At 42.8% G+C, this 15,490-nt stretch carries 13 protein-coding genes; 9 read left to right on the top strand and 4 right to left on the bottom strand.

Annotation, left to right across the window (positions count from 1 at the left end; translation table 11 throughout):
- Nucleotides 1-282: 282 nt before the first annotated feature.
- A complete protein-coding gene (locus JMW85_RS12750) occupies nucleotides 283-1,245 on the bottom strand; it encodes an acyltransferase (RefSeq protein WP_201582020.1) in 963 nt (320 codons plus the stop codon).
- A gap of 351 nt (nucleotides 1,246-1,596) precedes the next feature.
- Between JMW85_RS12750 and JMW85_RS14505 the strand changes: the two genes are divergently transcribed.
- From JMW85_RS14505 to JMW85_RS12715, 7 genes are all read left to right on the top strand, one after another.
- Nucleotides 1,597-2,250, top strand: a complete 654-nt coding sequence (locus JMW85_RS14505; RefSeq protein ID WP_055124860.1) for an OmpA family protein — start codon at nucleotides 1,597-1,599, stop codon at nucleotides 2,248-2,250.
- 470 nt (nucleotides 2,251-2,720) lie between these two features.
- On the top strand, nucleotides 2,721-4,181 hold the full coding sequence (locus tag JMW85_RS12740; protein ID WP_201582019.1) for an imelysin family protein: 1,461 nt from the start codon (nucleotides 2,721-2,723) through the stop codon (nucleotides 4,179-4,181).
- Between the two features lie 280 nt (nucleotides 4,182-4,461).
- A complete protein-coding gene (locus tag JMW85_RS12735; RefSeq protein WP_227681874.1) occupies nucleotides 4,462-6,141 on the top strand; it encodes a di-heme oxidoreductase family protein in 1,680 nt (559 codons plus the stop codon).
- A gap of 151 nt (nucleotides 6,142-6,292) precedes the next feature.
- Nucleotides 6,293-7,441, top strand: a complete 1,149-nt coding sequence (locus JMW85_RS12730; RefSeq protein WP_201582018.1) for an imelysin family protein — start codon at nucleotides 6,293-6,295, stop codon at nucleotides 7,439-7,441.
- A 3-nt stretch (nucleotides 7,442-7,444) separates the two neighbouring features.
- Nucleotides 7,445-8,986 (top strand): DUF1513 domain-containing protein, encoded by a 1,542-nt coding sequence (locus JMW85_RS12725; protein WP_201582017.1) that lies wholly within the window; start codon nucleotides 7,445-7,447, stop codon nucleotides 8,984-8,986.
- Between the two features lie 2 nt (nucleotides 8,987-8,988).
- Nucleotides 8,989-9,657, top strand: a complete 669-nt coding sequence (locus tag JMW85_RS12720) for a M48 family metallopeptidase (RefSeq protein WP_201582016.1) — start codon at nucleotides 8,989-8,991, stop codon at nucleotides 9,655-9,657.
- Between the two features lie 154 nt (nucleotides 9,658-9,811).
- Nucleotides 9,812-10,417: a methyltransferase domain-containing protein gene (locus JMW85_RS12715; RefSeq protein ID WP_201582015.1), complete on the top strand. Its 606-nt coding sequence runs from the start codon at nucleotides 9,812-9,814 to the stop codon at nucleotides 10,415-10,417.
- On the opposite strand, the gene JMW85_RS12710 is transcribed toward JMW85_RS12715, so the two are convergent.
- Both JMW85_RS12710 and JMW85_RS12705 read right to left on the bottom strand, forming a co-directional pair.
- Nucleotides 10,395-11,078 (bottom strand): HD domain-containing protein, encoded by a 684-nt coding sequence (locus JMW85_RS12710; RefSeq protein WP_201582014.1) that lies wholly within the window; start codon nucleotides 11,076-11,078, stop codon nucleotides 10,395-10,397. The genes JMW85_RS12715 and JMW85_RS12710 overlap by 23 nt on opposite strands.
- A gap of 45 nt (nucleotides 11,079-11,123) precedes the next feature.
- Nucleotides 11,124-12,032, bottom strand: a complete 909-nt coding sequence (locus JMW85_RS12705) for a hydrogen peroxide-inducible genes activator (protein ID WP_201582013.1) — start codon at nucleotides 12,030-12,032, stop codon at nucleotides 11,124-11,126.
- Between the two features lie 348 nt (nucleotides 12,033-12,380).
- Between JMW85_RS12705 and ahpC the strand changes: the two genes are divergently transcribed.
- Complete coding sequence (gene ahpC, locus JMW85_RS12700; RefSeq protein ID WP_045453533.1) at nucleotides 12,381-12,947, top strand: alkyl hydroperoxide reductase subunit C; 567 nt, start codon at nucleotides 12,381-12,383, stop codon at nucleotides 12,945-12,947.
- A gap of 173 nt (nucleotides 12,948-13,120) precedes the next feature.
- On the opposite strand, the gene JMW85_RS12695 is transcribed toward ahpC, so the two are convergent.
- Nucleotides 13,121-13,369 (bottom strand): YdcH family protein, encoded by a 249-nt coding sequence (locus JMW85_RS12695; protein WP_045444089.1) that lies wholly within the window; start codon nucleotides 13,367-13,369, stop codon nucleotides 13,121-13,123.
- 502 nt (nucleotides 13,370-13,871) lie between these two features.
- On the opposite strand from JMW85_RS12695, the gene ahpF reads away from it, so the two are divergent.
- A complete protein-coding gene (gene ahpF, locus JMW85_RS12690; protein ID WP_201582012.1) occupies nucleotides 13,872-15,449 on the top strand; it encodes an alkyl hydroperoxide reductase subunit F in 1,578 nt (525 codons plus the stop codon).
- Nucleotides 15,450-15,490 lie beyond the last annotated feature (41 nt).

The following is a 15,490-nucleotide window of genomic DNA, read 5'->3' as shown; positions in this document are numbered from 1 at the left end:
CGGGCACAGTCAAACCTTATAAATGATAAATAGCACGAAAAATAAGCGGCTCAAATAGTACAGGGCTATCAAGTCACTAACGGTCAAAAAGTCATGGGCTCATGACTATTCACATTATCAATGAATAGAGCCAAAAAACAACCCATCTTTCATTATAATTACGCATTATCATTTATGAGTTGGGGTTTACAGTTAGCATTTTAAACAACAGCGCTCAATCGTAGTTTTAAAACGACTTAAAGTAATTCACTGTTGTATGCCGTTGCTCTGTTAACGATGTCTCTAAGCGCTCGGAGCTTTAGGGTTTGTTTCAAACTCAGCCAACATATCGGTAATACGCTGATCTTTTTGCTGCCAAATTTGCTCTACCCAATCAAACATTTGAGATTTTACCGCGTCATCATTTTCGTAACCACCATTTTTAATACCGTTAAATAATGCATCAGGCATCTCAATATAACGCACATCGACGCCCAAACGCTTGATGTTACCTTTCCACAAATCACTATAACTTGGCACACCATCAGGATAAACGATGGTCATATCTAGCATGCCATCGATGTCTTCGCCTAGCGCGTTAATGGCTAAAGATAGGCCGCCTGCCCGTGGCTTCAATAAATGCATATAAGGAGACTGTTGCTTTGCATGTTTGGCTTTGGTGAAACGCGTACCTTCTAAGTAATTTAACAAAGTAAAAGGTTTGTCTTTTAACAGGGCACAGGCACGTTTGGCTTCTTCGATGTCTTTGCCTTGTAGAGCAGGGTTTTTAGCGACGGCTTCTTTAGAATGCCGACGCATCATTGGGAAGTCTAAAAAGTAAAAGGCTTGACCCACAATTGGAATGTAAATCAGTTCAAATTTGGTAAAAAACCGTGTCAATGGCAAGCGTTTTTCACTAATGTACTGCACGATACTGGTATCGACCCAAGACTGATGGTTGCTGACCAGCAAATATTTGCCATTGATGTGAACGTCATCGGGTAAGCTGATGCGCCAATCTTTACGTGGCAACATGTCATCGATCAAGGCACTGTTGCTACTGATCCAATAAGTCGCGATTTTGATGACCGCTTTGTCTGCGATAGGAGCACCGGTGATGACTTTGCCGACACCCATTAACCATAAGGGAATACTACCACCGAAGCTGTTGGCTGCAATAACCCCAGTCGCTGTCGCAAGTGAAACGGCTTTGCCTAATTTAGGGTTGCGTTCGTGTATTTTTCGAATAGTGGATGTCAATCGCATGCTAAATCCTTTTCGGTCAGTCTTATTAGTATATAAATGATTCATTGCCAGTTTTATTGCACAATTTTAGCAGAAACGGTTCAGAGTGTACGAGTGTAAACGTGACTTGTGATAACACCTTGCGCTAATAGATAGTTAAAAGTGAGAACACAAACGTATCCAATCACTGTGAAAGTCTCATTAAATCATTCTGCACTTCTCATACACAGGTGTGACAAAATATTACACATGATTAGATTGTAATTGCCATAATAATGACGAGTGTATATTAAGCATGTAGATGGAATTAATAGAAAATATTTATAAAAAGCACACTTTGTCTATAATTTTTTAAACTTAAGAGGAAATATTATGCGTAATACATTAATGATTGCAGCAGTAGCGTCAGGTCTAGCTCTTAGCGGTTGTGCTACTGATCCAAACACTGGACAACAACGCTTGAACAAAACTGCCATTGGTACATTGGCAGGTGCTTTAGGCGGCGGCGCAATTTCAAAAGCAACAGGTGGTGATAACACAGGTCGTGATGCCGCGATTGGCGCAGCTTTGGGTGCTGGTGTTGGTTACTACATGGAGCGTCAAGCCAAGCAGCTTGAGCAGCAAATGGCCGGTACGGGTGTAACTGTTACGCCAAATGCGAATGGTAATATTGACCTAGTAATGCCAGGCAACATCACGTTCTCATTTGATGATGCATCTTTAAACCCATCATTTAGACCAACGCTTGATAAGCTTGCATCAACGCTAAATGAGTATAACCAAAATACGATAACGGTTGCTGGTCATACTGATAGCAAAGGTTCTGATGCTTATAACATGAAACTGTCACGCGATCGTGCTTACGCAGTAGCGAACTATTTAAGCGCACGCGGTGTGGCTTCTAGCCGTATCAATGTTGTCGCTTATGGTGAGTCTCGCCCAGTTGCTGATAACAGCACCGAGTATGGTCGTCAGCAAAACCGCCGTGTTGAATTAACCATCAATGCGCCAAACAACGTACGTTAATTCATACGATGGTTTAGCTGTCATTATAGCGTTAAAAAAGGTCAGTGATAAACTGGCCTTTTTTTATGCCTGATATTTAGATTTCAAATTCAAAATGATTTTAGGTATCAGGATTCCGTTATCTTTAAATCAATATTAAAATATTTTTGGTGTTTCTATTTATAAAACAATCGTTAGCTAAATGGTTACATTAATATTAATTAAATATTGATAATGATTATCAATAACACTATAATTTACAAAGCTTTGTTATTGTGGCGATACTAGGGTAGGTTGTCAGTTCATTTGAGGCTGTTCTAAATGGACCAAAAATAGCTAGATTTTGTCTAATAGTATCAAATTCTGGTCAATATCTTGATATTATGGGCGCTGTTTTTCTCATTTTTATCAGCATTATTTAAAATGAGGATATGCCCTAATGCTCTTTATTCAAAGCCCATTTTTCTTTTGCGATACTTTTGAGGATATGTATGACGATTACCACAGTAACGAGCCGTAAGATTTTACCAACTACTTTAGCTGCTGCGCTTGCAGGGTTGTTAATGGTGTCGGGTTGTACCAAGCAAGCCAAGGAAGACACGGACTCTACCGCCGATACGCAAACAGCGGTGCAAGACACAACCGCTGCAGGTACGACGAAACTATCAGCGGTTGATCAAGCTTATACCGATAGACTTATGATCAGCTATGCCAACATGGCGCATGCTGCTTATAAAGATTCGCTAGATACTGCTAAAGCCCTGCAAACAGCAGTAGAGACATATGTGACAACACCAACCCAAGCAAACCTTGATGCGGCAAAAGCGGCGTATAAAGCCGCGCGCCAGCCGTATTCGCAAACTGAGATTTTCCGTTTTGATGAAGGCTTTGTGACAGCCAATGATAAACGAGCACTCGGTAGTATCGATGGTTGGGAAGGGCAGGTAAATGCTTGGCCACTTGATGAGGCGCTGATTGATTACGTTAGTGATGGCTATGAAGGTGAATACAATAGCCAGGACAATATCATCAATAGCGATAGCATTACGGTCGGTAGTATCAAACAAGATACCAGTACTATCACTCCTGAGCTGTTAGCAGAAATGAATGAGATTGGTGGCAGTGAAGCCAATGTGACGACCGGCTATCATGCGATTGAGTTTATGCTGTGGGGACAAGATACCAACGGTGTTGGCGAAGGTGCAGGCAATCGTCCAGTGACTGATTATGTAACTGAAGCGGGTCAATGTACCAGCGGTGAGACGGTCAATGAAGATGCTGGTATATGTGAGCGTCGTGGCGCGTTCTTAAAAGCAGCGACTCAATTATTGGTTGATGATTTGACTGCAATGGAAGCTGAGTGGCAGCCTGAGAGTGAGAATACCTTACGTAGCGACCTGATGGCTCGCAAATACGATAATGGTCTACGCCAAATCATGTATCAGATGGGCAGCTTAGCATTGGGTGAGCTTGCTTCTGAGCGTATACAGGTTGCGTTTGTAACGGGCTCTACCGAAGATGAGCACGAATGCTTCAGTGATTTGACCCATCTAAGCTATGCCAACAATGCCCGTGGTATCCAAAATGTCTTTAACGGCAACTATAAGACAGTCGCTGGTAAGAGCGTTGGTGGTTATGGTGTTAAAAACTACCTCGTCGATACCAACAACAAAGAAGCGGCTGATAAATTGGCGACTGACTTTGCTAAGGTAGAAGCCGCCTTTAATGTGATCGTTGAAAAAGGTGAAAAAGAAGGTATCAAAGTTGATCAAATGATTGCCACCGCTGGTCAAGTAAGTAAACAAGGTATTTCAGCTGAAGAGCAAAATACCCGTCGTAGCTGGATTGAAAATAGTATCACTAGCTTACAAGAGCTGACAGCTGGTATCGAAAATGCGGCAAAAGCGGTCGGTATTGACAATTTAGATGCTGACGCAGGTTCGCAGTTTTAATTGCTCACTAATCTACTGGCTTCACAGCAAGCATAGCAGTGATTGACATAGTATTGATCGATAATGCCTGACAAGTCGTTATCAGCTAATGAGAATTATTTTCATGGAAAAATAATTTAGGTATAATACACACGTTGTCGACTACCGTTGGCAGCGTGTTTTTTTTACCATATTAAAATAGCCTGATAGGTCAGTACATCGCTGTACCTCATCGACTAGAAGTGAAACACTTTATAGCATGCGATTTTAATGGTTCTAGATTAGAACTAAGGTACTCTTTATGAACACCACGATGAACACCACAAATATTGTAAAAGCCAAAACCCCTACCTCTTTTTATGCGTCTTTTGTCAGCAAAACCACCCTGTTAAAGCCAACGCTTGGTATTCTATGCGTGCTATCTCTTAGTGCTTGTCAGCCGACGAACAGTGTGTCTGATGATATTTCTGAAAACGAAAAATCTGCCATTAATAATGCTGACAGCCCAACGCTAACACCTGGACGCCTCCAAACCATCGAAACGCTCGCTGGCGTACCAATGCAGCAATTGGCGAGCTTTGATCCGCAAGAGATCAAGCAAGGTGGTGATACAGGAATCAGTATTAGCAGCGCTGAGAGTTACTCTAAACCTTCATCAAACTTGACGGCATCACGAAAAGGGCATTTCTTTATTGGTAATGCGTTCTTTCGGCAACCCTGGGTGATTGCCCCTGCCAGCACTGACAGCCGCGATGGTCTGGGCGCATTGTTCAATGTTGCTGCCTGTCAGTCGTGCCATGTCAAGGATGGTCGCGGTCATGCACCTATGACCAGTGATGACGATGCCGATAGCTTGCTTATTCGCCTTGCGATGCCAGCGACCACCGATGAGCAGCGTCAGCAACTGCAAAACTCACTTATCGAAAAAGTCGTTCATCCTATGTATGGTGGTCAGTTACAAGATCGAGGTATCCAAGGTGTGCCTGCTGAAGCCAGAATTGCGGTGCAGTGGACAGACAAGCCTGTTACTTTTGCGGATGGTCATATCGAAACATTGCGTGCGCCCACCTTTAATTTAACCAAACCGGGTTATGGTGCATTTGATGATGATTTGATGGTGTCGCCGCGAGTGGCTTTACCGATGATTGGGCTTGGGTTACTCGAGCAAATACCGGATGAAGCGATTAAAAAACAAGCGGTTGATAATAAAAACAGTACGAATGGCGATATCAGTGGTAAGTTCAATTGGGTCATGGATCCACAGACTGGCAAGCATGCCCTTGGACGCTTTGGCTGGAAAGCTGGGCAAACCAAGCTGATTACTCAAAACCAAAGTGCTTTTAATGAAGACATGGGTTTGACCTCAAATATACGTCCTCATGAATCCTGTATGCCGACACAGACGGCTTGTATGAATGCGACGACTGGGGCTGATGAGCAAGGCAATGGTAAGTCGCCCGTCGAAGTCAACGATGAAGTGGCTAAGTTTGTGGAGTTTTATACACGCAATTTGGCAGTACCGCATCGGCGTGATGCTGACGATCAGCTAGTATTAGCAGGCAAAAAACGCTTTTATGAAATGGGCTGCCAAAGTTGCCATACACCAAGATATCAGTTGCCAAAAACTGACGATGACCATCTTGAGCAGCATGGACAAGTGATTTATCCTTATACGGATTTGCTATTACATGACATGGGTGATGATCTTGCCGATCGCACGATTGCTGGAAAATTACCCGCAAAAAATATCCAAGTTGAGTTTTTAGCGAATTCTTATGAATGGCGTACGCCTGCTTTATGGGGCATTGGTCTGGCGCAAACGGTCGATCCACAAGCGACATTTTTGCATGATGGTCGCGCCCGTACGTTGATGGAAGCGGTGCTATGGCACGGCGGTGAAGCCCAGAAGCAACAGCAAAAAGTACTCAAACTCGACAAACAAGGTCGTTCTGAATTGAATGCGTTCTTACAGTCATTATAGAGATAATGTCATTTATCTATGCTAAATGACTGAATAATGGCTAAGAAAATAAGTGAGTGTTGATGAGGTTATCCGCCCAATCAGACACTAGAGATTAAAGCTTGTAAAGATTAGAATTTAAACCATTATTGATAATAATATTGAGAAATTTATGAAAATAAACCATGCTTTAGCGATGGCCTTATCGGCCTTAAGCGCAGGCTTGCTGATCAGCTGTGTTAAACCGGCTGATGACAATAAAGCGCCAGAAGTAGATAGCCAAAAAGTTGCGCAAGACAGTGCGGCATCTACCAGCGCTGCAGAAAAAGATAGTAGTGGAGATAAAATTACCGCTGTCGATATTAGTGCCGAGACCGAAAAGACCTATTTGACCCATGTGGCAAATGACATTGTCATTCCAGCCTATGCGGATGCCGCAAAACAGAGTGATTTATTGCATGATTTGGCACAAAAGCATTGTCAGCAAGCACCAGTCAGCGGTGATGAGCTGCAAGCACTGCGCGATCAATGGCTAGTGCTCGCACAAGCATGGGCAGGCGCTGAGATGATTAACTTTGGTCCAGCGACCGCTAGCATGAGTAATTTATATATCAATTACTATCCTGATGAGCGCGGTCTGGTACACAGCGGCGTTGCCGATCTAATCGCTGCCAATCCTAAGCTCACCGCCGAGCAATTGGCTAACGAGAGCGCCATCGTGCAAGGGGTGCCAGGATTAGAAGAAGCGTTATATGCCAATGACAGTCTGGATGCTGCTCAATGTGCTTATGTGATGAGTGCAAGTAGTGCTTTGAGCACGCGCCTAAAAGATATTGAGAAAAACTGGCAGCAAAATGCCACTAATCTATTAGCCATTGATAAAACGGCTGACAGCGATCAAGGATTGAATCAATGGTTTAATTCTTTACTCTCGTTGGTTGAGACCATGAAGTCTAATGCCATCGATCAACCGTTAGGCTTAACAGGAAAGGCAAAAGGTCATTTGCCAGCCGCTACCGCAGAGCAAAGCCGTGCCATTATCAATGCTAAATTGGCGACATTGAATGAAGCACTGACAGATCCCGTTTTGACCGCTATTTTGGGCAGCAATAATGAAAATGAAGTCGCGGATAACTTATCGACCGCGCTTGCTGATGCCACCACACTATTAGCGCAAATGCCAGAAGACTTAGGGACTGCTGATAAAGCCACTCAACAAGAGTTGTATGATCACCTCACGACTATTACACGTCTTATTAAGCGCCAATTGATTCCGACGCTGGGTATCCGTGTGGACTTTAACAGTACTGATGGCGATTAAAAAATGCACTTTATCGATACTAAGGCAGCAAAAAAATTACCGCCGCAGCCAGAAGATAAGCAGTCTAATAATGAGCTGCTGGCAACATCAGCATTGACGATGCTTTCTACTATAATGGGTACCGTAGCGCTTGTCGGTATTCATCATCGTTATCGCAAGCAGCATCAGCCTGATGCCCGCTTGCAGGATTATGTCGTAGGCATACGTTCGCAGTTGCAGTCGTTAACCTCTACACCAACACCCCAGCTAGCACGGTTTAGTTACGCTTGTCAGCAAGCCGCTACTGCATGGCAACACGCTTACTATTTATCGCTAGATGATAGGAATAATACCAACCATCATAGCATCGCTGACTTTAGCGCGGTACATACCACCACCGTACTGACGCGACCCATTTGTTGGGTTAGCGGCGTGGCGTCTATGCCAAAAAACAGCGCATTAGCAAATGATGAGCAGCGTGCTGACAATGATTTTGGTGTGGTCGGTATTGACGCTGATAGACAAATCGTTTGGCAAACGACCATGCCTGAACGTGTCCATGATATTGTCGTTCAGCCTGTGCTTAGTGATCAAGATAGTACGATGAAGAATCATAGCAGTCGTGACGTTGTGGTGATGGGTCGTCGTCCGAGCGAAAATTTTTGGGTATTAGACACAGCAACTGGAGAAGTAAAATTCGCCATTAACGCTGCAAACAACCGTCATTTTTATGGACACGCTTGTTATAGCCTAGATGGTAAGTTGCTGTATGTGACCGAGAATGACACCATAAGTTTGGATGGTAAAATCGGTATCTACGATGCTTATGATATTTATAAGAAAATAGCAGAGTATGACTCGCATGGTATCGGTCCGCACGAGCTGATTATGCATCCTGATGGCGAGACGTTAGTGATCGCTAACGGCGGTATCAAAACCGAGCAAGCGTCGCGTGAAGAGCTCAATTTAGACAGCATGCGTCCTTCATTGGTTTACGTTAATCGTCATACTGGCGCTTTACTTGAGCAGATTATGCCTGAGCACAATCAAATGAGCGTGCGTCACCTAGCCATGCATGACGATGGGACGGTGATGATAGGTATTCAATTCCAAGGTGAAAAACATATCAATGTGCCGTTAGTATTGACCCATAAACGCGGTGATACAGATTTTAAACCTCTTATTATGCCCAACAATCAATGGCAGCGCTTCCATCAGTATATCGCCAGTGTAGCGGTCGATAGTGCGCGTAACCTACTATGCGTGACAACACCGATTGGCGGTTGTGCAGCGATTTATGATTTAAACACTCGCACCTTGATAAATGACGTTAGCCTGCCAGATTGTGCAGGTGCAGCAGTGCTTTTACTGCAAAGCACTAATAATACAGCCAATCATGATGATCAATCCGCTTTCATCGTTAGTGATGGGCAAGGTCAATTGACCAGATTAACGGTCAATGATTTATCTATAGCAAACTCAGACATCGTCACTACAAATGAAGCTATCGTTAAAGACAGTCAATACCATATGATGTCGTTTGATAATCACTTGCAAGCGCTCTGAGCATGAATGTACCGCCAGCATATCAGTCTATTTTATTAGACAGCGCTAAACATTGTTTGGCGCAAGCAGGTATTGAGCTACATATCAGCAAAAAGCAGGTTAAAAATATCAACTTTCGCTTAAAACCGCATAAATTACTGGTATCTGTACCACTATTTATTAGCCCAGCACAAGCTGCGCAGGCTGTGATTAAGCGCGTGTCATGGGCGATAGCAAACCATCCGCAAGTATTAGAGCAGTATAAGCGGCAACAACGTCCTTTAGCGCAAGCTTTAACTGCTGATAGTACCTTGCTATTGTGGGGTACAAAGCAACCGTTCACTTTAAACCATGATGAAAAACTTGCCTATTATCGGCAACATCTTTCTGAAGCGATACCTGCATTATTTGCAAAGTGGCAACCGATTGTCGGTGCGACAGCCAATGAGATACGCCTAAAAAAAATGCATACGCGCTGGGGTAGTTGTAACACGCGTGCGCGCCGAATTTGGTTATCTGTGTATCTGCCTGCTTATCCTATTGAATGCACAGAATACGTCATCGTCCATGAGCTGTGTCATTTACACCATGCTAATCATAGTCGTGCCTTTTGGCAAACGATCGCAACCGCAATGCCAGATTATCAGCATTGGCATGATATGCTGGCAGGGAAGACGGGAAAATTAGATTAAATGATTTATCTAAATAATATCCATAATCGTAAGGCATGTCCTCATTTTCATCACCATCTTTAAAATGAGACACGCTCTAATAAGCCTGATATGATAAGACATAACGATATAAACCGTGTCGTTTAAATAATAAGTTTGTCTACAGGGATGTCATATGGAAAACGTCAATCAAGCGGAATTTTGGCAGCAGCGTTATGAGCAAGATAGCATCGGTTGGGACATGGGGCAGGTGTCACCACCGCTCAAAGCCTATGTTGACCAACTGCCCGAATCTGCCAAAGAGCAAGCGATTCTGGTGCCGGGTGCGGGTAATGCTTACGAGGTAGGTTATCTACATGAGCAAGGGTTTACCAATGTCACCTTGGTTGATTTTGCCCCTGCGCCGATTGCAGCGTTTGCTGAGCGTTATCCTAACTTTCCAGTTGAGCATTTAATCTGTGCCGACTTTTTTGAATTATCGCCTGAGCAGTATCAGTTTGATTGGGTGCTTGAGCAGACGTTTTTTTGTGCGATAAATCCATCACGCCGTGACGAGTATGTGCAGCAGATGGCAGCGTTACTAAAACCGAATGGTAAGCTGATTGGTTTGCTCTTTGATAAAGACTTTGGACGGGAAGAACCACCGTTTGGCGGCACAAAAGCTGAATATCAGCAGCGTTTTGAGCAGCATTTTGATATTGAAATCATGGAGCCAAGCTATAATTCACATCCTGCACGGCAGGGCAGTGAGCTGTTTATTAAGATGCGTGTAAAAGCGTAATTTCGTGCTCAATATTTTTTCGCGCCTGTTTTTCTAACCGTTCATAGCAATAATCTGTCAGATAAAGCGTTGGATGTGCCAGTAATTCTTTCAATACTGCCATGCGTCCGACGCGATAATCGCCATCTGAGACATGCGCATACTCTTGGCGTACAGCGTGAGCATAGTGTTCATACTCCGACCAAGATACCCCTAAAATACTTAAGTCCATATCTAGTAAATAAGCGGCATCGCTGTATTTCTCTCTCTCTTTAGCCTCGTTTGACCATTTGTCAATTTGATGACTAGCCGTCATCATAATCAGCGCGTAGATATGTTGGCATTGCTCCGCACTTAAATAACCAGTTAATGACTCTACTGCATATTCTGCACTTTTAAGCTCATTATCTGAGCGCGTCGGTTCATATATCACATCATGATACGACAGTGCTAACGCAATGATATGCGGCTCATGCAAATTATCCTTAACCTGATCGAACTGCCCAAACAACTGCTGAATATGCTGCAAGCTATGATAAGCACGCTGCGGCTCGTTATAACGCATGGCGATATCCTGCCAAAGTATGCTCACTTGCTCTGGCGTGATATGGCTACTCATAGCGGATAAATGCTGCGTAAAAATCGTACCAAGCTCAGTATTTAGTTGCGACAAGTCGTCCATCGTTAATATTCGTTTGATAACTGCTGGCAATTTACAACCAACAGATTATTCTTTATTAGCAGCATCTTCAAAGGCTTGCTTAAACACTTTACCCAATAAATTGACATCATCGACGCGGGCGTAGTTCAAACGGGTGACAAAGGCAATATGACGATGCGGCCCTTTCTCAGCGAGTGGTATCGCGACGGCATTTTGGTTCTGCAGATGCAGCTGATCCAATGCCATTTCTGGCACCAATGTCGTCCCCATATTGGCAAGTGCCATCTGTATAAGGGTATTCAGACTGGCATCTGAAAAGCTTGATTTCATCTGTGCACGGTCAAAATGACAGACAGACAGGGTTTGATCGGTCAAGCAATGCCCTTCGCCGAGCAGCATAAGATTGGCGGTAGCCAGCTCATCAGCGTTGATGGTTTCAAGCTTGGCATGCACATCATCTTTTGGGAATACGGCAAAGAAATCTTCGCTCCAAAACTCAAAGCTGTGCAAACCATCGACCGCATAAGGCAGCGCAATAATAGCGGTATCAATATGACCGTAACGCACTTGCTCTAGCAAACGCTCCGTTTGTTGCTCAACGATGGTCATACGAAATTCTGGATAATTTGCTCGCAGGGCAGGTAAGACTTTTGGCAGTAGATAAGGCGCAATCGTTGGAATGATACCGACAGTCATCGGATACGCCAGCGGCGATTGATGGCTATGGGCGCGTGTGGTCAAATCATTGACTTCAGAAAAAACTCGTTGCGCCCGTGTTAAAATGTCTTCACCAATAGGGGTAATCAATACTTGCTTATTATTACGCTCAAAAATCTGCGTATCCAGTTGCTTTTCTAACTCGGCAATCCCCAAGCTCAGCGCTGATTGCGAGATATTACAGTCTTCTGCTGCACGTTTGAAGTGACGGTGCTTGGCCACTGCTAAAGCAAACTCAAGTTGACGTAAAGTAATCATAAAACCTCTCTATTAATGGGTTTTTAACGTGATATATTATGCTGATTCATTTGGTGTAACAATTCGATATCCAAACTCGATGTCATCTTAACGTAACCTAACGGCTGTATAGTGACTGACGCATGCTCTATAGTGGCTGATGGATAATGCACTGATGATAAAAAGTAGAGAGAATAGTTTAACAAGTTTAATAAAACAAAACATCACATTAAAAACTTTTAACTGGATTAACGATAGAATTCGCGTATAGTTTGTCAGGTGGCCCAAAGCAGTAAAGGCTTAATAGAAACAATCATACCAAGAAATTTCAATCAACTTAACTATTAATTAACTATAAAGGAGCCAATCATGGCGTCTATTATCAATCAAGAAATCCCAGAATTTTCAGCTGATGCGTACGTTAATGGTGAATTCAAAACCATCACTTCAGAAGATGTAAAAGGTAACTGGGCAATCTTTTTATTCTACCCAGCTGACTTTACCTTTGTTTGCCCAACTGAACTTGAAGACATGGCGGCTCATTACGACGAGCTTAAAGGTTTGGGCGTAGAAGTATACTCAGTATCTACTGATACTCATTTCACGCATAAAGCATGGCATGATTCTTCAGAAGCTATCGGTAAAGTACAATACCCAATGATCGGCGATCCTACTGGCCGTATCACTCGTGGCTTTAACGTCATGATCGAAGAAGCAGGTTTGGCTGAACGCGGTACATTCCTAGTTGATCCAGACGGCTTGATTCAAGTTGCTGAGATTCATGCTGGTGGTATTGGCCGTAGTGCAAAAGACATGCTACGTAAAGTGAAAGCAGCTCAATATGTTCGTGAAAACGATGGCGAAGTTTGCCCTGCCGCTTGGGAAGCTGGTCAAGAAACATTAAAACCAAGTCTTGATCTTGTTGGTAAAATCTAACTCTTGATTTAACGAACTGGCTCAATACTTTAGATATTTGTAGTGCTGTATATCCTACTTTGAGTTAAATCAGCATTATAAATGAAGACCCCATCAGCATAAGTTGATGGGGTCTTTTTATGTCATTTATCAATAAGTGTTTTTATTCATGCATCGTGATAATAAGTGCAGCGCTAAGCATGAGATTGTAGTTTATTTTTATCAATTATCTTATAAATCTCATCTTTTAAATGCAGTTTTCGTCGTTTCATAAGTTCAATTTCTTCATCGCGACTGGTGTGTGTCACCAAGTTTTTATCCAACTGATTAATCTGCTGATCTAGCTGGGTATGCTCATCAAAGATCGTCGCAAAATGACTGTCTTTTAGCTTAAGCTCAGCAATAATGTCTTTGTTATCTTGCCATGTATCAGTCTTTCTCATGTTGTCATCCTTGTTATGAAGCGCAAGCTTGTAGTAAGCATCCGCGCATGGTCGTAAGATTGTTTTGATGAATTGCTATGATTTTGAGACTTGATTTTATTAAGCCAAAACACTATTTAGCTCAATATGGATAAGACCTAATAGTAGCAGAAAGCTTCTTTGATAAACTTGCATAAAAGACAATCTGCAACGAGGGAAATAAGAGTTTTTCCTATTAGCCTCATTTGATTGTAGCGAAAAAACAGCCTTGTTACCATGAGAATAATCTACATATAGATTAAAATTTAATTATAAATAATAATTAATGATTGGTTTTATAAAACATAAGGTTTGAGTTTCTCAGCTTGCCGAAACCCTCAGAACCTATGATAATAGAGACATCAAAGGGCATAAACTTATGGCCTACAATATTTTAGATAAAATTATTAATACCAAATAGTCTATATTTGAACGAGCAACATGACAGTTGCCGTTACATATCCAGTAATGATGAGGAACAAACATGATAGATAAAAGTTTATTAGATGCCATCAAAAGTTACAGTGAAAAAATGACTTGTCCAATTACCTTCGTATTGGGTAGTGGCGAACATAGTAAGCGTGCTGAGTTGATTGATTTTTTGACTAAAATCGCTGGCACCACAGATAAAATCAATTTTGATGCAACAGCAACTGATGATAGCTTACCAAGTCCAATTAGCTTTAAAGTAGTCAGTCATGTCGATGGTGCATTGACCGATACGGGTATTGTTTTTAGTGGTATCCCCGGTGGTCATGAATTTACCTCGCTGATTTTGGCTATTTTGCAAGCCGGTGGTCATACGCTAAAATTGGATGAAAGTATTCAAAAGCTGATTAAGCGTTTTAATAAGCCACTACAGTTTCTAACTTACGTGTCGCTATCTTGCCACAGTTGCCCAGAAGTGGTACAAGCGCTCAACCAGTTTGCAATATTGAACGATGGTATTAGCAACGAGATGATTGATGGTGCTCTATTCCAAGAGCAGGTTGATGCTAATAACATCCAAGGTGTACCAGCGGTATTCTTAAATGGTAAACCGTTTGCCAATGGTCTCATCGACACGGCCAAATTGATTGGAAAGTTGCAAGAGCAATTTCCTGACTTGTTAGCAGAAGCTGATGACGATGCTGAGCAGTTAGAGCAGCAAGATGTGACGATTATTGGTGCAGGTCCAGCTGGCGTTGCCGCTGCGATTTATACCGCGCGTAAAGGCTTAAAAGTGACGATGGTTGCTGATCGTATCGGCGGACAGGTGAAAGACACGCAGGATATCGAAAACTTGATTTCTGTGCCTTTAACCACGGGTACTGAGCTATCAGCGAACTTTGAAAAACATTTGCGCGAATACGATATTACTTTAAAAGAGCACGTCAGCGTCAAAGAAATTAGTGAGACAGAAGATGAAAACTATCGCATTCATCTAAATACGGGTGAGACGTTTGAGACACGCAGTATTATCTTAGCGACGGGTGCTCAGTGGCGTAAGCTTGGTGTTCCGGGTGAAGAAGAAAACATCGGTAAAGGCGTGGCTTTCTGTGCTCACTGTGACGGCCCATTCTTTAAGGGTAAAGACATTGCAGTCGTCGGTGGTGGTAACTCTGGTATCGAAGCGGCATTAGATCTTGCTGGTATCGTGAAGCATGTGACTGTGTTTGAGTTCGCGGATGATTTAAAAGCGGATCAGGTATTGATTAATAAAGCCAAAGAGAAAGATAATATCGAATTTATCACTGGCGCAGCGACGCAAGAAATCAAAGCGACTGATGGTAAAGTGACCTCTGTCGTCTATCAAGATCGCAGCACCGGTGAGAGCCATGAGCGTGATTTATCAGGGGTATTCATTCAAATTGGTTTGGTGCCGAATACTGAGTTCGTTAAAGGCTTCGTTGATTTAAATCGCTTTGGCGAGATTGAAATTGATGAGCGCTGCCGTACTGATCGTAAAGGCATCTTTGCTTGTGGTGACGTCACGACTGTGCCATTTAAGCAAATTAATATTGCGATGGGTGAGGGTAGTAAAGCAGCACTATCAGCGTTTGAATACTTAGTTATGCAGTAAACTGGTCCAATGTTCTTTAATGTTTGCTAAAATAAAAAGCT

Source organism: Psychrobacter glacincola, assembly GCF_904846075.1.
Taxonomy (GTDB): Bacteria; Pseudomonadota; Gammaproteobacteria; order Pseudomonadales; family Moraxellaceae; genus Psychrobacter; species Psychrobacter glacincola_C.
The sequence above is the reverse complement of the archived record's forward strand: the minus strand, read 5'-3'. Positions and strand labels throughout refer to the sequence as shown.

What these genes read in the sequence shown, in the direction of transcription:
- JMW85_RS12750 (WP_201582020.1), bottom strand. Translation starts at nt 1,245, where the DNA reads ATGCGATTGACATCCACTATTCGAAAAATACACGAACGCAACCCTAAA.
- JMW85_RS14505 (WP_055124860.1), top strand. Translation starts at nt 1,597, where the DNA reads ATGCGTAATACATTAATGATTGCAGCAGTAGCGTCAGGTCTAGCTCTT.
- JMW85_RS12740 (WP_201582019.1), top strand. Translation starts at nt 2,721, where the DNA reads ATGACGATTACCACAGTAACGAGCCGTAAGATTTTACCAACTACTTTA.
- JMW85_RS12735 (WP_227681874.1), top strand. Translation starts at nt 4,462, where the DNA reads ATGAACACCACGATGAACACCACAAATATTGTAAAAGCCAAAACCCCT.
- JMW85_RS12730 (WP_201582018.1), top strand. Translation starts at nt 6,293, where the DNA reads ATGAAAATAAACCATGCTTTAGCGATGGCCTTATCGGCCTTAAGCGCA.
- JMW85_RS12725 (WP_201582017.1), top strand. Translation starts at nt 7,445, where the DNA reads ATGCACTTTATCGATACTAAGGCAGCAAAAAAATTACCGCCGCAGCCA.
- JMW85_RS12720 (WP_201582016.1), top strand. Translation starts at nt 8,989, where the DNA reads ATGAATGTACCGCCAGCATATCAGTCTATTTTATTAGACAGCGCTAAA.
- JMW85_RS12715 (WP_201582015.1), top strand. Translation starts at nt 9,812, where the DNA reads ATGGAAAACGTCAATCAAGCGGAATTTTGGCAGCAGCGTTATGAGCAA.
- JMW85_RS12710 (WP_201582014.1), bottom strand. Translation starts at nt 11,078, where the DNA reads ATGGACGACTTGTCGCAACTAAATACTGAGCTTGGTACGATTTTTACG.
- JMW85_RS12705 (WP_201582013.1), bottom strand. Translation starts at nt 12,032, where the DNA reads ATGATTACTTTACGTCAACTTGAGTTTGCTTTAGCAGTGGCCAAGCAC.
- ahpC (WP_045453533.1), top strand. Translation starts at nt 12,381, where the DNA reads ATGGCGTCTATTATCAATCAAGAAATCCCAGAATTTTCAGCTGATGCG.
- JMW85_RS12695 (WP_045444089.1), bottom strand. Translation starts at nt 13,369, where the DNA reads ATGAGAAAGACTGATACATGGCAAGATAACAAAGACATTATTGCTGAG.
- ahpF (WP_201582012.1), top strand. Translation starts at nt 13,872, where the DNA reads ATGATAGATAAAAGTTTATTAGATGCCATCAAAAGTTACAGTGAAAAA.